20 protein-coding genes and 1 riboswitch are annotated in these 20,263 nt (G+C 67.2%); of the genes, 10 read left to right on the forward strand and 10 right to left on the reverse strand.

Annotated elements, in window-relative coordinates; translation table 11 throughout:
- Positions 1 to 51 precede the first annotated feature (51 nt).
- The 4 genes from KW830_RS12185 (at position 52) to KW830_RS12200 (ending at position 3,864) form a co-directional block, all read left to right on the forward strand.
- Complete coding sequence (locus KW830_RS12185; protein WP_218333323.1) at positions 52 to 1,416, forward strand: MmgE/PrpD family protein; 1,365 nt, start codon at positions 52 to 54, stop codon at positions 1,414 to 1,416.
- Positions 1,417 to 1,522: 106 nt separating this feature from the next.
- Positions 1,523 to 2,524, forward strand: coding sequence for a tripartite tricarboxylate transporter substrate binding protein BugD (locus tag KW830_RS12190; RefSeq protein ID WP_066538649.1), 1,002 nt, complete (start codon positions 1,523 to 1,525; stop codon positions 2,522 to 2,524).
- A gap of 66 nt (positions 2,525 to 2,590) precedes the next feature.
- Positions 2,591 to 2,968 (forward strand): VOC family protein, encoded by a 378-nt coding sequence (locus tag KW830_RS12195; protein ID WP_066538653.1) that lies wholly within the window; start codon positions 2,591 to 2,593, stop codon positions 2,966 to 2,968.
- A 29-nt stretch (positions 2,969 to 2,997) separates the two neighbouring features.
- On the forward strand, positions 2,998 to 3,864 hold the full coding sequence (locus KW830_RS12200; protein ID WP_218333324.1) for a CoA ester lyase: 867 nt from the start codon (positions 2,998 to 3,000) through the stop codon (positions 3,862 to 3,864).
- A gap of 70 nt (positions 3,865 to 3,934) precedes the next feature.
- Here the strand turns inward: KW830_RS12200 and KW830_RS12205 are convergent, their stop codons facing one another.
- Positions 3,935 to 5,242, reverse strand: coding sequence for a Glu/Leu/Phe/Val dehydrogenase (locus KW830_RS12205; RefSeq protein WP_066538656.1), 1,308 nt, complete (start codon positions 5,240 to 5,242; stop codon positions 3,935 to 3,937).
- Between the two features lie 339 nt (positions 5,243 to 5,581).
- Between KW830_RS12205 and KW830_RS12210 the strand changes: the two genes are divergently transcribed.
- A complete protein-coding gene (locus KW830_RS12210) occupies positions 5,582 to 6,511 on the forward strand; it encodes a fumarylacetoacetate hydrolase family protein (protein ID WP_083520498.1) in 930 nt (309 codons plus the stop codon).
- 42 nt (positions 6,512 to 6,553) lie between these two features.
- Here the strand turns inward: KW830_RS12210 and KW830_RS12215 are convergent, their stop codons facing one another.
- From KW830_RS12215 to KW830_RS12225, 3 genes are all read right to left on the reverse strand, one after another.
- Positions 6,554 to 7,528, reverse strand: coding sequence for a tripartite tricarboxylate transporter substrate binding protein (locus KW830_RS12215; RefSeq protein ID WP_218333325.1), 975 nt, complete (start codon positions 7,526 to 7,528; stop codon positions 6,554 to 6,556).
- A 103-nt stretch (positions 7,529 to 7,631) separates the two neighbouring features.
- Entirely contained in the window at positions 7,632 to 8,534 is a 903-nt protein-coding gene (locus KW830_RS12220; RefSeq protein ID WP_218333326.1) for a PPK2 family polyphosphate kinase, read from the reverse strand.
- A 138-nt stretch (positions 8,535 to 8,672) separates the two neighbouring features.
- Positions 8,673 to 9,590 (reverse strand): LysR family transcriptional regulator, encoded by a 918-nt coding sequence (locus KW830_RS12225; RefSeq protein WP_218333327.1) that lies wholly within the window; start codon positions 9,588 to 9,590, stop codon positions 8,673 to 8,675.
- A 94-nt stretch (positions 9,591 to 9,684) separates the two neighbouring features.
- Between KW830_RS12225 and KW830_RS12230 the strand changes: the two genes are divergently transcribed.
- From KW830_RS12230 to metH, 3 genes are all read left to right on the forward strand, one after another.
- Positions 9,685 to 10,206, forward strand: a complete 522-nt coding sequence (locus KW830_RS12230) for a PACE efflux transporter (RefSeq protein ID WP_066538661.1) — start codon at positions 9,685 to 9,687, stop codon at positions 10,204 to 10,206.
- A gap of 221 nt (positions 10,207 to 10,427) precedes the next feature.
- Positions 10,428 to 11,195 (forward strand): VIT family protein, encoded by a 768-nt coding sequence (locus KW830_RS12235; protein ID WP_280047107.1) that lies wholly within the window; start codon positions 10,428 to 10,430, stop codon positions 11,193 to 11,195.
- Between the two features lie 44 nt (positions 11,196 to 11,239).
- Positions 11,240 to 11,343, forward strand: a riboswitch (S-adenosyl-L-homocysteine riboswitch).
- Positions 11,344 to 11,378: 35 nt separating this feature from the next.
- Positions 11,379 to 14,129, forward strand: a complete 2,751-nt coding sequence (gene metH, locus KW830_RS12240) for a methionine synthase (RefSeq protein WP_083520488.1) — start codon at positions 11,379 to 11,381, stop codon at positions 14,127 to 14,129.
- Positions 14,130 to 14,214: 85 nt separating this feature from the next.
- Here metH and KW830_RS12245 read toward each other — a convergent pair whose 3' ends face one another.
- The 6 genes from KW830_RS12245 to KW830_RS12270 form a co-directional block, all read right to left on the reverse strand.
- Positions 14,215 to 14,415, reverse strand: a complete 201-nt coding sequence (locus KW830_RS12245; RefSeq protein ID WP_066538664.1) for a hypothetical protein — start codon at positions 14,413 to 14,415, stop codon at positions 14,215 to 14,217.
- Between the two features lie 171 nt (positions 14,416 to 14,586).
- On the reverse strand, positions 14,587 to 14,970 hold the full coding sequence (locus tag KW830_RS12250; protein ID WP_066538665.1) for a hypothetical protein: 384 nt from the start codon (positions 14,968 to 14,970) through the stop codon (positions 14,587 to 14,589).
- A 348-nt stretch (positions 14,971 to 15,318) separates the two neighbouring features.
- Complete coding sequence (locus KW830_RS12255) at positions 15,319 to 16,002, reverse strand: ankyrin repeat domain-containing protein (RefSeq protein WP_066538666.1); 684 nt, start codon at positions 16,000 to 16,002, stop codon at positions 15,319 to 15,321.
- An 89-nt stretch (positions 16,003 to 16,091) separates the two neighbouring features.
- Entirely contained in the window at positions 16,092 to 16,850 is a 759-nt protein-coding gene (locus tag KW830_RS12260; protein ID WP_066538668.1) for an SDR family NAD(P)-dependent oxidoreductase, read from the reverse strand.
- Between the two features lie 83 nt (positions 16,851 to 16,933).
- Complete coding sequence (locus tag KW830_RS12265) at positions 16,934 to 17,902, reverse strand: tripartite tricarboxylate transporter substrate binding protein (RefSeq protein WP_218333328.1); 969 nt, start codon at positions 17,900 to 17,902, stop codon at positions 16,934 to 16,936.
- Between the two features lie 189 nt (positions 17,903 to 18,091).
- Positions 18,092 to 19,009, reverse strand: a complete 918-nt coding sequence (locus KW830_RS12270) for a LysR family transcriptional regulator (protein WP_218333329.1) — start codon at positions 19,007 to 19,009, stop codon at positions 18,092 to 18,094.
- A 77-nt stretch (positions 19,010 to 19,086) separates the two neighbouring features.
- Here KW830_RS12270 and KW830_RS12275 point away from each other — a divergent pair, with 77 nt between their 5' ends.
- Positions 19,087 to 19,560, forward strand: a complete 474-nt coding sequence (locus KW830_RS12275) for a CidA/LrgA family protein (RefSeq protein WP_218333330.1) — start codon at positions 19,087 to 19,089, stop codon at positions 19,558 to 19,560.
- Positions 19,561 to 19,562: 2 nt separating this feature from the next.
- The gene (locus KW830_RS12280) at positions 19,563 to 20,258 is read left to right on the forward strand and encodes an LrgB family protein (RefSeq protein WP_218333331.1); all 696 of its coding nucleotides are present in this window, start codon (positions 19,563 to 19,565) and stop codon (positions 20,256 to 20,258) included.
- Positions 20,259 to 20,263: the final 5 nt, after the last annotated feature.

Consider the following 20,263-nt stretch of genomic DNA (forward strand, 5'->3'; position numbering starts at 1 on the left):
CGGCCCCACCACGCACATCGCAATGACATGCCAAGCGCCCAGGAGACCGCCATGAAAGCAGAAAACCAAGTCGCCATCCACCCGCTGGCCCAGTTCGCCGCCACCTTGCAATGGAGCCAGGTGCCGGCTGCCGTGCAGCGCAAGGCCGAAGACCTGTGGGTGGACTGGTTCGGCTCTGTGCTGGCCGGGCAGAACGCCCGCCCGGTGCACAGCATCGCGCGCTTCGCGCTGTCGCAAGGCCCGGCGCAAGGGCCGTGCGAAGTGATCGGCCAGAGCGCCACCACCTCGCCCATGATGGCGGCGCTGGCCAATGCCGCGGCCGCGCACGTGGCCGAACAGGACGATGTCCACAACGGCTCGGTGTTCCACCCGGCCGCCGTGGTGTTCCCGCCGGCCCTGGCCGTGGCGCAGAGCCTGGGCGCCAGCGGTGCGCAGCTGATGGCCGCCTGCGTGGCCGGCTATGAAGTGGGCATCCGCGTGGGGGAATTCCTGGGCCGCAGCCACTACAAGATCTTCCACACCACGGGCACCGCCGGCACGCTGGCGGCCGCTGCCGCGGTGGGCAATCTGCTGGGGCTGACGCCGGCACAGATGCAGCATGCGCTGGGTTCGGCCGGTACCCAGGCGGCCGGCCTGTGGGAGTTTCTGCGCACCGCGGCCGACAGCAAGCAGCTGCACACCGCGCACGCGGCATCGGCCGGGCTGATGGCGGCCTACCTCGCGCAGGACGGCTTCACCGGTGCGCAGGACATCTTCACCGGCCCGCAAGGGCTGGCCGCGGGCATGAGCACCGATGCCAACCCCGCCCGCCTCACCGATGGCCTGGGCACGCGCTGGGCCACGGCGGAGACCAGCTTCAAATGGCATGCCTCCTGCCGCCACACGCACCCGGCGGCCGACGCCCTGCTGCAGGTCATGCAACGTGACGGCGTGCAGATCGGCGACATCGCCCAGGTCATCTGCCATGTGCACCAGGGGGCCATTCATGTGCTGGGGCCGGTCACCTCGCCTGCCACGGTGCACCAGAGCAAGTTCTCCATGGGCACCGTGCTGGCCCTGGCCGCGCGCTTTGGTCATGCGGGTTTGACCGAATTCGACGAACAGTATCTGGCCGCTGACACTGTGGCCCTGCGCAACAAAGTCACGATGGCACTCGACCCCGAAGTCGACGCCGCCTATCCGCAACGCTGGATCGGCAAAGTGACGGTGCAGACCACCGATGGACGCACGCTGCACGGCCGCGTGGATGAGCCCAAGGGCGACCCGGGCAACACGCTGAGCCGCCAGGAAATCACCGACAAGGCCTTGCGCCTGGCCGCCTACGGCAGCCAGGTACCTGCTGCGCAGGTGCAGCAGGCGGTGCAGCAGCTGTGGCAGGTCGCGCAGTGGCCCCGCGTGGCGCGGCTGCTGGCCTGATCGGTACCCAATCTGGCATGTCTGCGGCGGGGGCTGCGGGCATGCTTTCCCCCGAGGGCAATGGCACCACAGAAATGCCTGCCCTGTGACCCTAAGGAGACACTCCATGACCCGTTCTTCCACTTCCCGCCGTTGGGCCCTGCGTGCCTGCGCTGCAGGCGCTGTGCTGGCCCTGGGTGCCGGCAGCGCCATGGCCAACAACTGGCCCGACAAGCCCATCACGCTGGTGGTGCCCTACACCGCCGGCGGCCCCACCGATGTGGTGGCACGCCTGATCGCCGTGCCCATGGGCCAGAGCCTGGGCCAGACCGTGCTGGTGGAGAACACCGTGGGCGCGGGCGGCACCATTGCCCCGGCCCGCGTGGCCAAGTCCAAGAACGATGGCTACACCATCCTGATCCACCACATGGGCATGGCCACTGCGCCGGCGCTGTACAAAAAGCTGCCGTACGACCCGCTGAAGGATTTTGAATACATCGGCCAGGTGCTGGATGTGCCCATGACGCTGCTGTCGCGCAAGGACTTCCCGGCCAGCAACTTCAAGGAACTGCAGGACTACGTCAAGAAGAACCAGGACAAGGTCTCGCTGGCCAATGCCGGCATCGGCGCCGTGTCGCAGCTGTGCGGCATGCTGTTCATGCACCAGATGGGCGTGAAGCTGACCACCGTGCCCTACAAGGGTGCCGGTCCCGCCATGAACGACCTGATGGGCGGCCAGGTGGACCTGCTGTGCGACCAGACCACGCAGACGGTGCCGGTGATCAAGGACGGCAAGCGCGCCAAGGTGTTCGGCGTGACCACGTCCGAGCGCCTGTCCTCGCTGCCCGAAATCCCGACCTTGAACGAACAGGGCCTGAAGGGCTTTGACGTGAAGGTCTGGCACGGCATGTACGCGCCCAAGGGCACGCCGAAGGACGTGGTCGATAAGATCAACAAGGCGCTGAACGTGGCCCTGAAGGACGACAACGTGAAAAAGCGCATTGCCGAACTCAGCTCCGACCTGGTCTCGCCCGAAAAAGCCACCCCCGAAGGCCTGCGCAAGCACCTGGAAGCCGAAGTCGCCCGCTGGGACAAGGTGATCAAGGCCGCTGGCGTCACCGCCGAATAATCCCCGCTGTGGCACGGCCGCCATCCTGACGGCCGTGCCAATGGAATAAAGCCCTGTATGACCGCATTGATCGACCGCCTGGACCACCTGGTCCTGACCACCGCACATGAGACCGCCTGCGTGCACTTTTACTGCACCGTGCTGGGCATGGAGCTGCAGACGTTTGGCGAAGGCCGCAAGGCCTTTGTCTGGAACGGGCAGAAGATCAACCTGCATCTCCAGGGCAAGGAGTTCGAACCCAAGGCCCAGCACCCCACACCGGGCTCGCTGGACCTGTGCTTCATTGCAGCCGTGCCGCTGGAACAGGTCCAGCAGCAGCTGGCCGCACACGGCATCGCCGTGGAATGCGGCCCGGTGCAACGCACCGGCGCACGCGGCCCCATACGCTCGGTGTATGTGCGCGACCCCGATCTGAACCTGATCGAAATTTCCGAATACCTCTGACCGCTTCCGGTCAGCTGGAGACCCCTGCCATGTCCGCACTGGTGCAGCACGCCTGCTCGTTTCTGTTTGTCCCTGCCAACCGCCCCGAGCGCCTGCCCAAGGCCCTGGCCAGCGGTGCCGACATGGTGATTGCCGACTGGGAGGACGCGGTGGCCCCGGCCGACAAGGACGGCGCCCGCGCCGCCCTGCTGGCCGCGTGCGCCGACCTTGCTCCGGCGCAGCGTGCCCGCCTGCTGGTGCGCATCAATGCCGCAGGCACGGCCTGGCACGCACCGGATCTGCGTGCGCTGGCGCAGCTGGTCGGGCAGGGCGTGGCCGGTGCCGTGGTGCCCAAGGCCGAGTCGGCCGATACGCTGCAGGGCGTGGCCACCGCGGCGGGCAGCGCCTGTGCGCTGGTGCCGCTGATCGAGTCGGTGGCCGGGCTGGATGCCGCGGATGCCCTGGCCCGCGCGCCGCAGGTGGCCCGGCTGGCCTTCGGCCATCTGGATTTTCAGGTGGATGCGGGCATGCAGTGTGCGCCGGACGAAGCCGAGCTGCTGCCGGTGCGCATGGCCCTGGTGCTGGCCTCGCGCCGGGGCGCCCTGGCGCAGCCCATCGACGGGGTGACCGTGGACACGCGTGATGCAGCCACCACCACCGCCGACACCCGGCGTGCCCAGCGCATGGGCTTTGGCGCCAAGCTGTGCATCCATCCGGCACAGGTGGCCTGCGTGCATGCGGTGTTTGCACCCACGCCCGAAGCCGTAGAGCGTGCCCGGCAGGTGGTGCAGGCCATGGAGGCCGCGCAGGGCGGGGTGTGCGTGCTGGACGGCCGCATGGTCGATGCCCCGGTGCTCCACCTGGCGCGCCAGACCCTGCAGCGCCACGCCTGGGCATTGCAACGCAGCGCACCCTGACGTCCGCGGTCGGCGGCCACGCAAAAAGGGCCGCTGACGCGGCCCCTGCAGACTGGATGCGGTCCAGGCTTTATGGGTACAGACCGCGCATTTCGCGGGCGTGCAGAATGCGCTTGCAGGCCACGATGAAGGTGGCGGTGCGCAGCGACACCTTGTTCTCCTGCGCCACCTGCCAGATGCCGGCAAAGGCCTCCTGCATGATGCGCACCAGGCGGGCGTTGATTTCGTCCTCGGTCCAGAAGAAGCTGGAGAAATCCTGCACCCATTCGAAGTAGGACACCGTCACGCCGCCGGCGTTGGCGATCACGTCGGGCAGCACCAGCACGCCCTTGTCGTTCAGGATGTCGTCGGCTTCCGGGGTGGTGGGGCCGTTGGCGCCTTCGATCACCATCTTCGCCTTGATCTTGCCGGCATTCTTGGCCGTGATCTGGCCTTCCAGTGCGGCGGGAATCAGGATGTCGCAGTCCACGCCCCAGAACTCCTCATTCTTGAGCTTGTCGCCGCCCTTGAAGCCGCCGACACCGCCGGTATTGCCCACATGCTCCAGCAGTGCGGGCACGTCAAAGCCCTTGGCGTTGTAGATGCTGCCGGTATGGTCCTGCACCGCCACCACGATGGCGCCGGCATCGGCAAACAACTTGCCGGCCGTACCACCCACATTGCCGAAGCCCTGCACCGCCACGCGGGCACCCTGGATGGCCAGGCCGGTGAGCTTGGCCGCTTCCACGCCCACGGTGAACACGCCGCGGCCCGTGGCTTCCACCCGGCCCAGCGAACCGCCCAGGTCCACCGGCTTGCCGGTGACCACGCCGGTGGAGGTGGCGCCGGTGTTCATGGAGTAGGTGTCCATCATCCAGGCCATGATCTGGCCGTTGGTGTTCACGTCCGGCGCTGGGATGTCCTTGGAGGGACCGATCATCATGCCGATTTCACTGGTGTAGCGGCGTGTCAGGCGCTCCAGCTCACCGCGGGTCAGCGTCTTGGGATCGACACGGATGCCGCCCTTGGCGCCGCCATAGGGCACGTTCACGGCCGCGTTCTTCACCGACATCCAGGCAGACAGTGCCATCACTTCGGACAGCGTCACATCCTGGTGGAAGCGCACGCCGCCCTTGCCGGGGCCGCGGCTCAGGTTGTGCTGCACGCGGTAGCCCTCGAAGTGGGCGATGGTGCCGTTGTCCAGTTCGATCGGTACATCCACGATCAGGATGCGCTTGGGACGCTTGAGCGTTTCCACCCAGCGCGCCAGCGAGCCCAGATAGGGCGTGACCCGGTCTACCTGCTGCAGGTAGTTGCCCCAGGGGCCGAGGTCATGGGCGTTGAGGTAGGAGGGCAGCGCATGTGCCGGTTTGGATGCGGAGGTACTGGAGGCTTGCATGGTAGGGCCTGGGTGGAGATGGAATGGATGCCGCCCGCTGCGCGAGTGGGCGGCATCCGCCTGCTTTTTTTCCAGAGTAGGCACAGCGGCGGATGCTGTCCAAGGCCAGTTGGTTGCGCTCTCATGCATTTTGCGCATGATCTTGGATCGGTGTCTAACTTTCGGACAAAGTGATTGCAACAGAAGCCTTCTGTTGCAGTGTTTCCCGCGCGAAAGCCGTGCGCCAGCGCGGAAAACCCTTGTCGCGGTGCATGCCCTGGCAGCGCCTAGGGTCACCTGGAGGTGGCGCAAAGCCTGCGGGCCGCACAGGCGGACGCGGAATTTGCCATCATCGGCACCATGCCTGAAAAGAACGATTGCCAGGACGGCTGGTGCGCCAGCGGTCCTGCCCCCTTTGCCAACACCCCCCCCATCGGCCTGGCCCCCGCGCTGCAGGACCAGCACGACGTGCTGCCGGACTGGAGCAAGCAGGCCCCCGACCTGCACGAAGACGCCTATGCCATGGCCGATGCGCTGTGGTGGTCGCGCAAGCTGGGCGCTTCCCAGGCCCTGGGGGCCGATGTCGCACCGTTGCTGCGCGGACCGGATGATGCCCGCGCCGTGCAGCGCGCACTGGCGCAGACCTATGGCTGGTGGCCTGCCGACCGTGCGCCGCGCTACTGGAAGAGCGGCGGCCCCGGCCGTGCCCAGCCCCTGGTGCATGTCCCTCTGCCGGAGCCGGGGGTGCTCAGCGGTCTGGCCGAAGCGCCGCCGCCCGGACCGGTGTTCCAGCTGCGCGGCGCCGAAGCGGAAATTGCGCTGCGCATCGGCAGCGCGGTCTCGGCCGAACAGGCCGCGGCGCTGGACCACGCCGCTGCGCTGGCGCTGGTGGATGCCTGGTGCGTGGCACTGGAGTGGGTGGACGTGCGCTGGCGCGATGGCCTGAAGGCCCCCGCGCTGGCCCAGCTGGCCGACGGCCAGTGCCACGGAGGCCTGCTGCTGGGCGACTGGCAGGGCATGGACGTGCTGCAGGGGCGGGACTGGAGTGCGCAGACCTGCGCCGTCACGCTCAACGGCGGCGCGCCGCAGGTCTTTACCGGCACGCACAGCCTGGGCGATCCGGCCTGGCTGCTGCGCGACTGGCTGCAGCATGTGGCGCAGGCCTACGGCAGTGTGCCGGCCGGGACGGTGGTCACCACCGGCACCTGGTGCGGCTGCATGCAACTGCAGGCCGGTGACCGTTTCCATGCCGAATTTGCCGGCCTGGGCGCATTGGCCTGGCAGTTCTGACGCAGGCCTGCCGCCGCGCAGGCGGCAAGGCCTGCGGAGGCCTTACAGCGTGATGCGGGCCTTGCGGATGATGTCCGCATTGGCGCGGCTTTCCTGCTGCAGCAGGTTGCCAAATTCCGCCGGGCTCATCTGCAGGCCCACGTTGTCGGTGCTGCGCAGTGCTTCCTGGATGGCGGGCGTGGCCAACTGGGCCTGGACTACGCTGCTCAGGCGCTGCACCACGTCGCTGGCGGTGCGCGCCGGCGCCACAAAGCCGAACAGCGAGGTGATGTTGGCCGCCGCCAGGCCTTTTTCTGCCAGCGTGGGTATCTGGGGCTGGTTGGGTGCGCGCTGCGGGCCGGTCGTGGCCAGCACGCGCAGCTTGCCCTGGGTGATCAGGCCGTTGATGGTGCCGTAGGGGTTGCCGGTCATGATCTCGAAATGCCCGCCCACGGCGTCGTTCACCGTCTGGCCCACGCCCTTGTAGGGCACATGCACAAACTGCGCACCTGTCTGGTGCTGGATCTGCTCCAGCATGATGTGGCCCACCGAGCCCACACCGGAGGTGGCAAAGCGGATGGTGCCCGGCTGGGCCTTGGCCTGGACGATCAGGTCTTCCCAGCTCTTGCCCTGGAAGGCCGGCGTGGCCAGCAGATAGACCGGCGAATACATCATCGGTGCCACGGCCACCACGTCCTTGGCGGGGTCGTAGGGCAGCTTCATCAGGTGGGGCGACAGCGTCAGCGGGCTGATGGCGGTCAGGGCCAGCGTATAGCCATCGGGCGCGGCCTTCAGCACCTCGGCCATGCCCACGGTGCCGCCGGCACCGCCCTTGTTTTCCACCACCATGGGCTGGCCCAGGGCCTGGGCCATCTGGTCGATCAGCCGGCGCCCCACGCTGTCGGTGACGCCGCCGGCGGCATAGGGAATCACCACCCGGATCGGCCGGGCGGGCCAGGGGCTCTGGGCCCAGGCGGGCAGGGCGGCCGCGGTGCAGAGAGCGGTGCTGCGGGACAGAAACAGGCGGCGGTCAATCATCGGTAGGGCTCCAGTACGGGAACGGTGTGGCAAGGCATCCATGCTCGGTGCCGCGGCGCAGGGCGTCCATAGACGCTGTCCCTAGGCCCAGGGGGACACGCACTCAGACCACGGTGATTTTTTCCAGTGCCGGGTCCCCGGGCGGGTAGCGCAGATCCAGGTTGTGCAGCAGCTCGCGCAGCAGCGTGGCCACCATCAGGTTGCGGTGGGTCTTGGAATCGGCCGGCACGATGGTCCACGGCGCCCAAGGCGTGTGCGTGGCGGCCAGCAGGTGGGCATAGGCCTGCTGGTAGTCGTGCCACTGGGCGCGCACCTGCAGGTCGTTCTGGTCGAACTTCCAGTGCTTGGCCGGGTCGTCCAGGCGCTCCTGCAGGCGCAGGCGCTGCTCGTCCTGGCTGATGTGCAGCATGAACTTGACAACGAGGGTGCCGGTCTCGCTGAGCATGCGCTCGAAGTCGTTGATCTGCGCGTAGCGCTGCTGCTGCTGTTCGGGCGTGAGCCAGCCGTTGACCACGGGTACCAGCACGTCTTCGTACTGGCTGCGGTTGAAGACCACCACCTCGCCCGCGCCCGGCACCTGCTGGTGGATGCGCCACAGATAGTCGTGGGCTTTCTCGGTTTCGGTGGGTGCTTTCCAGCCCACGGTGCGCACGCCCAGTGGCGACATCTGGCCGAACACGCCGCGCAAGGTGCCGTCCTTGCCGGCCGCATCCATGCCCTGCAGGATCACCAGCAGCTTGTAGCGCCGGTCGGCGTAGAAGATGTTCTGCAGCCCGTCCAGCTCCCCAGCCAGCTCCAGCACCCTGGCCTTGTCCTGCGACTTGCCTTTGCCGGTGGCAAACGGTTTTCCGGCCGGATCGAAGTGCGACAGGTCCACAAAGCGCCCGGTGCTGCCGGCCTGCGGGGTGCCCGGCTGGCAGCTTTGCCAGCGCTTGCGCAGCGCCGCATCGCGGCTGGTGAACGGGGAGGCGGGTGTGGAAGGGGGTGCGGCTTTCTTGGTGGCCATGGCAGGCGGCTCCTGGTGCAGAGGGAAATGCTGGCAAAACCGTAGCTGCTTGTGCCATCCACAAGCACTGCTGCAACTGTTGTGCCATAAATCCGCGGGCTGCGCCAGCAGGCATCTGCAGTGCTCAGTGTCCGGTGCTCAGTGCGCGGGGCGCTCGCGCAGCATGTGCACAAAGCGCTGCGCGGCCAGGCCCAGGGGCCGCTCCTTGGACCAGACCCAGTCCACGAACAAGGTGGTGCCGTTGCTCAGGTTCTGCACGGGAATCTCCAGCAGCGTGCCGGCGGCAATGTGGGCTTCCACCAGGCCCTTGGGCAGCCAGCCCCAGGCCAGGCCGGTGCTGATCAGCGACAGCGCCGCCTGGTGGCTGTCGGTGCGCCACTGCTGGTGGGCAAACACAAAGCGCGGATCGGTCTGCTGCGGGTCTCGGCTGGCCACCAGCACCTGGCGCGTGGCGGCCAGCTGGTCCACGTTCAGCTGGGGGGCGGGCCCCCCGGGTGCATGGGCGGCTAGCGCGGCGCGCCAGGGGGCGAACTGCGGGGCCATCACGGCCACCAGGGTTTCCTGGCCCATTTCCTGGAAGTCCTCGCGCCCGTCAATCGCCGGGCGCTCGAACACCAGGGCCAGCTGGGCGCGGCCGGCGTGCAGCAGCTCCAGCGCATCATCCTGTGGCGCGGCCAGCACCTCCACCGTCAGTGCGGGGAATTCCTGCACCAGCGGCACCAGGCCATCGGCCCAGCCGGTGGACAGCAGCTCGGGCGCAATGGCAAAGGTCAGCCGCTCTTCCAGCCCCTGGTGCAGGGCCTGGGCCTGCTGGTTGAGCTGCTGCAGCTGGGCGGCCAGCAGACGTGCCTGCGGCTCCAACGCACGGGCCGCGGCGGTGGGCCGGGGTTCGCGCCCGCTGCGGTCGAACAGCTGCAGGTCCAGCTCGGCCTCCAGCTGGGCAACGGCCATGCTGACGGCCGACGGCACGCGCCCCAGCCGGCGCGCGGCGGCGGAAAACGAGCCGCTGTCCAGCACGGCCAGAAACAGCGGGACCTGTTCGGGAGGAAAAGCCATGCCGGGCAATCTATCAGTAAATTTGAAAGAAGCTGACTTTCTTCTTCAGTTTTCAAAACATACACTGCGCAGCATGTCGAAACCCGTCTCTGCGATGGCATCCGCAAGTTCTCTCTCTGCCTCTTCCTCTGCTTCGTCTGTTTCTCCCGTAACCGCCACCCCTGCCCGTGCCACCGGCCTGCAAGGGGCCAGGCGCCGCGTGGTGTTTGTCGGCCTGTATGAGCTGATCGCCATCATTGTCTCCAGCCTGCTGTTCATGGCCACAGGCCAGGATTCGGGCGCCTCCGGGGTGATGGCCGTGGTGGCTTCCTCCATCGCCATCCTGTGGAACCTCACGTTCAACTGGCTGTTCGAGCGCTGGGAGTTGCGCCAGAGCCGCAAGGGCCGTTCCCTGCTGCGCCGCATCGTGCATGCCGTGGGCTTTGAAGGCGGTATCGCCGCCATGCTGATCCCGCTGATGGCCTGGTGGTTCGAGATCACGCTGTGGCAGGCTGTGGTGATGGAAGCCGGTCTGCTGGTGTTCTTCATGGTCTACACCTTTGTCTTCAACTGGTGCTTTGACCGCATTTTTGGCCTGCCGGCCTCGGCCCAGGCGCAGCCGGTCGCTGCCAGCTGACCGCCGCGCCTGCAGGGCGGCTACAGCCGCAGCCGCTGTACCCGGCGCGGCAAGCCCCTCTCCAAAATCCAAAAAAGCCCGCTACATGGCAGCGGGCTTTTTTTGCGACGCGCGTTGCGCATACACCCCTGCATCCCGGCATTCCGCGGCACGGCGCTGCACAATGTCAGGCAGGTGCGGCGTCACCGTCCGGGGGATGCCGCCTGTGCCAGGAGTCTGCCGTGCAGCCATCGCCTTCTTCGTCGCCATCGTCTTCCGCAACAGCCCACGCCTCTGCCAGTCCGCCACATACGGTGCAGGACCGCAGCCATGGTGCGGCCTTGTCCAGCCGGCTGAACTGGCTGCGCGCGGCCGTGCTGGGCGCCAATGACGGTGTACTGTCCACCGCCGGCCTGGTGCTCGGCGTGGCCGGTGCCGATGCCAGCTTTTCCGCCCTGCTGGCGGCCGGTGTGGCCGGGCTGGTGGCGGGCGCGTTGTCGATGGCGGCGGGCGAATACGTCTCCGTCAGCACCCAGCGTGATACCGAAAAGGCAGCCGTGCACCAGGAAAAAGCCGAGCTGGCGGCCCTGCCCGAGGCCGAGCTGCGCGAGCTGGCCGCCATGCTGCAGCGCAAGGGCCTGCAGCCCGCCACCGCCCACCAGGCTGCGCTGGAGATGACGCAGCACGACGCCCTGGCCGCCCATGCGGAGCTGGAGCTGGGCATACAGCCCGGCCAGTACACCAACCCCTGGCATGCGGCGTGGGCCTCGGCCGTGTCGTTTGCCGTGGGGGCGCTGGTGCCGTTGCTGACGGTGCTGCTGTCTCCCTCGACCTGGGCCGTGACCTGGACGGCCGTGGCCGTGCTGCTGGCGCTGGTAGCGACCGGCGTGGCATCGGCGCACCTGGGCGGAGCCCCCCGCCTGCCAGCTGCCCTGCGCAATGTGGCAGGCGGCCTGCTGGCCATGGGGGTGACCTATGCCATCGGCCGGGTGGTGGGCGCCCAGCTATAGCCCCGCAGGCACGGCGGCGCTGCACGCCGTAAAATCACAGGCTTCGCCCCAAGGAGCGCTGCAGCGGCCCGGTTGATGCCAACCCGCCCGTCAGGCTTGGGGCCCCGGCAGGCTGCGGCCCTGCCGCATGCAACGGCGCTCACCTGTTTTGTATCCCCAATTGTTTTCACACAGGTGAGTGCGATGTCTGCTGCTGTCCCCGTCTCTATTCCTCCCATGCGCCTGTCGGGCCTGGAGCCCGTGTTCATCGGCGAGGACACGCTGTTCGTCAACGTGGGTGAGCGCACCAACGTCACCGGCTCCAAGGCGTTTGCACGCCTGATCCTGAACGAGCAGTACGAAGAAGCCCTGGCCGTGGCCCGCCAGCAGGTGGAAAACGGCGCACAGGTGATCGACGTGAACATGGACGAGGCCATGCTGGACAGCAAGGCGGCCATGGTGCGCTTCCTGAACCTGATTGCCTCTGAGCCCGACATCGCCAAAGTACCGGTGATGGTGGACAGCTCCAAGTGGGAGGTGATCGAGGCCGGCCTGCGCTGCCTGCAGGGCAAGGGCATCGTCAACTCCATTTCCATGAAGGAAGGTGTGGAGGAATTCAAGAAGCACGCCAAGCTGGTCAAGCGCTATGGCGCGGCCGCCGTGGTGATGGCCTTTGACGAGAAAGGCCAGGCCGACACCTACGAACGCAAGATCGAAATCTGCGAGCGCGCCTACCGCCTGCTGGTCGATGAGGTCGGCTTCCCGCCCGAAGACATCATCTTCGACCCGAACATCTTTGCCGTGGCCACCGGCATCGAAGAGCACAACAACTACGGCGTCGATTTCATCGAAGCCACGCGCTGGATCAAGCAGAACCTGCCCGGTGCCAAGGTGTCCGGCGGCGTGTCCAACGTGTCGTTCTCGTTCCGCGGCAACGACCCGGTGCGCGAAGCCATCCACACCGTGTTCCTGTACCATGCGATTGCGGCCGGCATGGACATGGGCATCGTCAACGCCGGCATGGTCGGCGTGTACGACGACCTGGAACCCCAACTGCGCGAGCGCGTGGAAGATGTGGTGCTGAACCGCCGCCCCGATGCGGCCGAGCGTCTGCTGGAGATCGCAGACCAGGCCAAGGGCAACGCCAAGGACGACAGCAAGAAGCTGGAATGGCGCGGCACGGCCGAGCACCCCCGCACCGTCAGCGAACGCCTGTCGCACGCCCTGGTGCACGGCATCACCGACTTCATCACCGAAGACACGGAAGAGGCCTACCAGGCGATCGTGGTGCAGGGCGGCGGCCGCCCGCTGCACGTGATCGAAGGGCCGTTGATGGACGGCATGAACGTGGTGGGCGACCTGTTCGGCGCGGGCAAGATGTTCCTGCCCCAGGTCGTCAAGTCCGCCCGCGTGATGAAGCAGGCCGTGGCCCACCTGGTGCCCTACATCGAAGAGGAAAAGCGCCAGCAGGAAGCCGCAGGCCTGGATGTGTCGAGCAAGGGCAAGATCGTCATCGCCACCGTCAAGGGCGATGTGCACGACATCGGCAAGAACATCGTCACCGTGGTGCTCCAGTGCAACAACTTCGAAGTCATCAACATGGGCGTGATGGTGCCCTGCCATGAGATCCTGGCCCGTGCCAAGGCCGAAGGTGCGGACATCATCGGTCTGTCCGGCCTGATCACCCCCAGCCTGGAAGAGATGCAGTACGTCGCGGGCGAAATGCACAAGGACGACTACTTCCGCATCAAGAAGATTCCGCTGCTGATCGGCGGCGCCACCTGCTCGCGCGTGCACACGGCCGTGAAGATTGCGCCCAACTACGAAGGCCCGGTGGTCTATGTGCCCGATGCCTCGCGCTCGGTCAGCGTGGCGCAGAGCCTGCTGGGCGAAGGCAAGGACGCCTATGTCAGCGAGGTGATGGCCGACTACGACAAGGCCCGCAGCCAGCACGCCAACAAGAAGAAGACCCCGCTGTGGACGCTGGAGCAGGCCCGCGCCAATGCCACGCCGGTGGACTTTGCCCACCATGCCCCCGTGGTGCCCCGTGCGCTGGGGCGCAAGGTGTTCCAGAACTTCGATCTGGCCGAGATTGCCCGCTACATCGACTGGGGCCCGTTCTTCCAGACCTGGGACCTTGCTGGTCCCTATCCCGCCATCCTCGAGGACGAGGTCGTGGGCGAGCAGGCCCGCCAGGTGCTGGCCGACGCCCAGGCCATGCTCAAGAAGATCATCGAAGGCCGCTGGCTGCAGGCCAATGGCGTGATGGGCCTGTTCCCTGCCAACCGGGTGGGCGACGACGTCGTGTTCTACACCGATGAATCGCGCACCCAGGTGCTGAGTACCTGGTACGGCATGCGCCAGCAGACCGAAAAGCAGATAGTGGACGGCGTGATGCGCCCCAGCCGCTGCCTGGCCGACTTTGTGGCCACCAGGGACAGCGGCATTGCCGACTACGCCGGCATGTTCGCCGTCACCGCGGGCATTGGTGCCGAGAAGAAGGACCAGGAATTCGAAGCCGCGCTGGACGACTACAGCGGCATCATGTTCAAGGCCCTGGCCGATCGCCTGGCCGAAGCCTTTGCCGAGTGCCTGCACGAGCGCGTGCGCAAGGACCTGTGGGGCTATGCCGAAGACGAGCAGCTGAGCAACGAGCAGCTGATCAAGGAACAGTACAAAGGCATCCGTCCCGCGCCGGGCTACCCCGCCTGCCCCGACCACACGGCCAAGACCGATCTGTTCAAGGTGCTGAACGCCCAGGAGATCGGCATGACCCTGACCGAAAGCCTGGCCATGTTCCCGGCCTCCAGCGTCAGCGGCTTCTACCTGGGCCACACCGACGCCACCTACTTCAACGTAGGCCAGATCGGTGAAGACCAGCTGGAAGACATGGCCCAGCGTCGCGGCATCGATCTTGAGACGATGCGACGGGCACTGGCACCGAACCTGGGCTGATTTTTTTCACGCCATCTCCCAAGCAAAAAGCCAAGGCACTGCCTTGGCTTTTTGCTTGGGGCTGCGACCTTCCGGCCGCAGCCGTTCAGGCCTTCTTGACCATGTGCTGCGGGCGCTTTTTGGCCTTGGCGTGCTTGGTGGCCTTGGCCTTGTGGGGCGTGGCGTGCGCCGACGTCTTCTTGGCGGCGGAGACCTGGGTGTGCTGGCTGGCCGTCAGCGGGCTGCTGTAGGCGGCAGGGGCCAGAAAGGCGGCGGCAAGGCCGAGGGCGAGCAAGGTGCTTTTCATCTGTTATCTCCAGGTTATTGAAAAGACGGACAAGAGTTCCGCGCCCATTCTGGCGCCTGTGGACCAGGGCCGGCAATCACTGGGAAATACGTATTTCAGGCCTGGGGATTCGCTCATCTGGCGTTCAGGTGGTGCTGCTAGCGTGGGCGCCTGCGGACCGGTCGTGGCTGCTCAGTAGGTGATCTGGATATTCGCCATGTCGTCGTGGTTGCCGGTGGTGCTCAGCAGGCGGCGGCCCTGGTCGTCGACCACGATGAAATGCGTGGGGTTCTGGGGGTCGCGCTTGGCGGTGACCTGGATTTCCTTCACCCGCTGTCCGCTGATGATCACGGCCTTGGACGTGGGCCGGTTGGGCGGAAAGATCAGGCAGGAATGGCCGGCCAGTTCACCCTGGGCACAGGCTTCGGTGCCGTAGAGCTTGGCGGGCTTGCCGCCGTAGGTGATGGGGGTTCCGGGAGGGAAGTGCAGGGTTTCGGGAAGCATGGCTTCGTCGAACAGGCAGCCGCCCAAGGCAAGGGTGGCCGCCAGCAGCAGGCCGCGGCGGATGGTGAGCATGTGGTTTTCCTCCCTGAGCGCAATCTTTTTTATGGCTGCGGACGCAGGGCTGCCCCGGAACGAAAAGCGTTTTTCAGGGATGACCGTTGGTCGGCGCAGGCGCGAGGGTAGCGTGCTCTGGCGCGGCGGTGGATTGAAAAAATCTTTGCATTCCGCCGGGCAGTTCGAAGATTCCCTCAGTGCGGTGCATGAATGCGCCTTGCATGTGCGGCGACGTCGTACAAATTCTTCTGATGGAAATGGCAGTTCACGCATGCTGTGTGCGTGTGGGTTGCTCTTATCTTGATAGTTTTTGTGGTGGTGCACGCAGCACGCCCTGCGCCACGGCAACCCGGGGCGCGGGGCGGGTCAGCGCCCGCCTGCGGCGCGCAGCAGATCGGCGATGGCGGTGTAGCCGCGCTGCTGGGCATGCTGCAACGGGCGCACGCCGTCGCCATCGGCCAGGTTGGGGTTGGCGCCAGCGGCCAGCAGCAGTTGCACGATCTGCTGGTGGCGGGGGCCGCCGTCGCTCAGCAAGATGGCTTCCAGCAGCGCTGTCCAGCCCAGGCGGTTGATGTGGTCCACCTCCACGCCGGCGGTGATCAGTGTGCGTACGGCCTCCACATGGCCGCGCTCGGCGGCGGGAATCAAGGCGGTGCCGCCGTAGCGGTTGGTGCTGCGCAGGTCGGCGCCGTGGGCCAGGGTGAGCTGCAGGATCTCGAGCAGCCCACGTGCGCCGGCGTACAGATAGGGGCTGTCCTGGATAGCGTCCTTGGCATTCACATCGGCCCCGGCGGCCACCAGCAGGCGCGCGGCTTCCACCTGGTTGGCATGGGTGGCGGCCAGCAAGGCGGTGCGGCCCGCGCCGTCGCGCCCATCCACGGGTACGCCCTGTTGCAGCTGCTGGCGCAGCACGGCGGTGTCACCGCGTGTGGCGGCTTCGTGCAAGGCAGTGGCAGACATGGCGTGCAGCAGTGGCAAGCCGCCCAGTCCGAACAGCAGCGCAGCGGTACGGTACAGAGTGTGGCGGCGGGCGTGAAAGGATGGCGTCATGGCAATGCAACACGGCAGCGGAAGCGGCTGCCCAGGGCCGCAGCATAGCCGGCGCAGCGTGGGCGCGGTGTACGCAGTGGCACACCGGATCAGGCCGCCAGATAGCCACCATCCACATTCAGCACCGTGGCGGTGATGTAGCTGGCCAGCGGTGATGCCAGAAAGGCCACGGGCCCAGCGATCTCGGCGGGCTCGCCATAGCGCTTGAGCGGCACGCGGCGCAGGATGTATTCCACATGCCGGGGGTCCTTGCGGGTCTGCTCGGTCATGCCGGTCAGCATCACGCCAGGTGCCACCGCATTCACGCGGATGCCCTGGGGGGCCAGCTCCAGTGCCATCACCTTGGTCAGCATCTCGACGGCCGCCTTGGAGGTGGAATAGGCGATGGACCCCGGCGAGGCGCGCGAGGCCGAGATGGAGCCCACGTTCACCACATTGCCGCCGCTGGCCGCCAGCAGGGCCTGGAAGGCCAGGATGGTGTGGCGCGCGCCGTCCAGGTTGATGTCCATGGTGCGGCGCCACTGCGCATCGCGGTCCGGGCTGTCGAAAGCGTGCTTGGGGCGGATGCCGGCGTTGTTCACCAGCACCAGGCGGTGACCGGCAGGCAGTGACAGCGCCGCCGCCGCGGCCTGGCAGGCAGCGGCATCCGCCACATCCAGCGCCAGACTGGAAGCCACACCGCCGCGGCTGCGGATGTCTGCGGCGGTGGCCGCCGCCGCCTCACCATCGAGGTCGCTGACCACCAGATGGGCACCCATGGCGGCCAGACCCAGGGCCACGGCCTGGCCTATGCCCCGACCGGCGCCGGTGATGAAAACAGTGTGCTGGGCCAGAAAGGCATCGTGCATGGGCGGAGGTGAAAAGCGTTTTCAGAAAACGGCAGGGCCTGCGGCCCTGCCTGGGAGGGTGCGCAGCGCGGACGGCGGCGCGTTCAACCCACGGTGGCGCCGCTGATGCGCACCACCTGCTGGTAACGGGCCAGTTCCAGGCGCATGAAGGCGCCGAAGGCATCCGGCGTGCTGGTGACGGTTTCCATCATCATGTCGCGGTACAAGGCCATCACTTCGGCGCTGTACAAGGCTTTCACCGCCTGGGTGTTCAGGCGCTGCACCACCTCCGCGGGCGTGCCGGCCGGAGCCACCAGCCCCCACCAGGTGTCGATCTGGAAGCCTTTGAAACGTTCGGCCACAGCGGGCAGGTCGGGCAGCAGTTCGCTGCGCTGGGCGGTGGTCACGGCCAGGGCCTTGAGCTTGCCGGCGCGGATGTTGGCCGCTGCGCTGGCCAGGTTGTCGAAGGAGCAATCCACCTGGCCCGACAGCAAGGCCAGCTGGGACGGTGCACCGCCGTTGTAGGGCACGTGCACGATGTCCACCTGGGCCTCGCGCTTGAACATCTCGCCCGCCAGATGGCCGGCGCTGCCGTTGCCGCCGCTGGCGTAGGTCAGCTTGCCGGATTCGCGCCGCGCAAAGTCCACAAAATCGCCCAAGCTGGCGATGCCGCGCCGCTGTGCCACCTCGGCATTCACCACCAGCACGTTGGGGATGCGCGTCATCTGGGTGATGGGCGCAAAGTCCTTGATCGGGTCGTAGGCCAGGTTGGCGAACAGCCAGGGGTTGATGGCGTTGGTGGCCACAGCGGCAATGCCCAGGGTCATGCCGTCGGCCGGTGCGCGCGCTAGGGCCGCCATGCCGATGCCGCCTCCGCCGCCCGGGCGGTTCTCGATGATGACGGTGCCCAGGTCGGCCTCCAGCATCGTGGCCATGCGGCGCACGCTCAGGTCAATGGCGCCGCCGGCGGCATAGGGCACGACGATGCGCACGGGTTTGCCAGCCGCCCGGGCGGGCAGCGTGGGAATGGCACAGGAGGCCGCAGCAGCGGCAAGAAAATGTCGGCGTTGCATATGTCTCGGTGTCGTTGTGGTGAAGTGCCCTGCAGCGGTGGGGCTGCCCGATTACACCAGCAATGGCCCGGCGGCGGGCTGCACCTGCGCAGGGGCCGGCATCGGCTTTGGCAGGTACGAGGCGCAGCAGACGCCGGGGCGTTGGGGGCCGCACCACCTGTGACCCCTGGTCCGGGCATCCTCGGGAGACTAGGACTGCGGAAGCGGTGGCTGGTCCGCCCCCTGGAGCGGGCGGGGATAGACGGCCCGCACGCAGTCCAGCCAGGCCCGCGCGGCGCGGGACAGGTAGCCGGGCCGCCACATCAGGGCCACATCCCAGGTGATCGCCGGCTCGGTGAGCGGACGGCTGGCCACGCGCCGAGGGTCATAGCGGGCGATGACATGCTCGAACATCACGGCCACGCCCACGTCGGCGGCCACCAGATGGCCGATGAAGTCCCAGTAGCGCGTCTGCACCTTGACCTGGGGCGAGAAGCCCGCTGCCTCGCACTGCTGCAGTACATGCTCATGCAGCGCAAAGTCCGAGGTGTAGAGCACAAAGGGCAGGTCGCGCAGATCCTGCCAGCGCAGCGGCCGGTCGGGATCGCCCACACGGTGCACGGGCAGCACCACGCGGGTTTTCTGCCGTGCCACGGTGTAGCGTTCCAGCGCCGGATCGGGGGCCGAGAACAGGCCCAGTGCCATGTCCAGCTTGCCCTCCTGGATCAGCTGGTACTGGGCGCGTGCCCCCTGTTCGTTGACCTGCAGGTGCACGCCCGGAAAGCGCTGCTGGAACAGCGCAATCACCGGCGCCATGTAGTGGCCGGTGGTGGGCATGATGCCCACACTCAGCTCGCCGCGTGTGATGTTGTCCACCTCGGCCACCTGCTGGCGCAGCAGCCGGGCCTGGTCCAGCATCTCCTGCCCCCGGTCATAGACCACCTGGCCCGCATCAGTCAGCTGCACCCCGCGGCCCTCGCGCAGCAGCAGCGGGCCGCCCAGCTCGTCCTCCAGCGCCTTGACCATCTTGCTGATGGTGGGCTGGGTCACATGCAGGGCTTCGGCCGCGCGGGTGAAGCCGTTCTGGCGCACCACCTCGATGAAGTAGCGCAGGGCACGCAGGTCCATGGGAATTCCTTTAAAGCATGGCTTTTATGGAAATTATTCATTTTACGAATACAGGGGTAAACCCTAGACTTTGTCCCATGTCAAGAATTCCGACCCTGCCTGCGCGGCCCCTCACCCTCCGTGCGGCACAGTCCGTCTGGCCGCTGGCCAGGGTGGTGGTGCAGGTGGGCATGCTCAGTGCCATCTGGGCGGCCATGGAAGGCATGCGCCAGCACTTTGGCTGGAGCATGCCGGCCGGGCTGATCGGCTTCGGCCTGCTGGCCGTGGGCCTGTTCACGGGGCTGGTCAAGGCCCAGTGGCTGCAGGCCGGCACCAACTGGCTGATGGCTGAGATGCTGCTGTTCTTTGTCCCCGCCATGCTGGTGGTGACCGAGTACCCCGACCTGATCCGCCACCAGGGCCTGCGCATCCTGGCGGTGATCGTGATCAGCACCGCCTGCGTGATGGCGGTGACGGCCCTGGCCGTGGACCGGGTCTACCGCCTGGAGCTGTGGCTGGCGCGCCGTAAATCCACGGCCCGTGCGCGCCGTGCGGTGCGGGGTGAGGTGTGAACATGCTCTCGAACGAGGTGATCGGCCTGCTGTCCTTTGTCGCCACCGTGGCGTGCTATGCGGTCAACAAGCGCCTGTACGGCCGCCACCCGCATGTGCTGCTGATGCCCATCATCGCCACGCCCGTGGTGCTGGTCACGCTGGCCCTGCTCACGCAGGTGCGCTTTCCCCAGTACTACGCCCAGACGCACTGGCTGGTCTGGCTGCTGGGGCCGACCACCGTGGCCTTTGCGCTGCCGCTGCATGCCCACCGGGACCTGCTGCGCAAGCACTGGATGTCGATTGCCACCGGCGTGCTGGCGGCCACTGTGGTGTCCATTGGCACCTCGGTGACCTTTGCCCAGTGGTTCGGTCTGCCCGAGGAACTGGAAAAAGGCCTGGCCGTGCGCTCCATCACCACGCCATTCGCCATCGAGGCCGAGAAGGTGCTGGGCGGCCCCACCGATCTGGCCGCGCTGTTTGTGCTGCTGACCGGCGTCAGCGCCATGCTGCTGGGCCAGACCGTGCTGCGCCTGCTGCCCCGCATCCGCAGCAAGCTGGCCACCGGTGCCTGCTGGGGCGGTGCGGCACACGGCAGCGGTGTGGCGCGCGCCCGCCAGGCCGGCGAGGTGCAGGCGGTGATGGCATCGCTGGTGATGCTGATTGCCGGTGCGGTGAACGTGCTGGCGGCGCCCTTCATCAAGACGCTGCTGTTCTGACCGGG

The organism is Comamonas sp. CMM03, from assembly GCF_019218715.1.
GTDB lineage: Bacteria > Pseudomonadota > Gammaproteobacteria > Burkholderiales > Burkholderiaceae_C > Comamonas > Comamonas terrigena.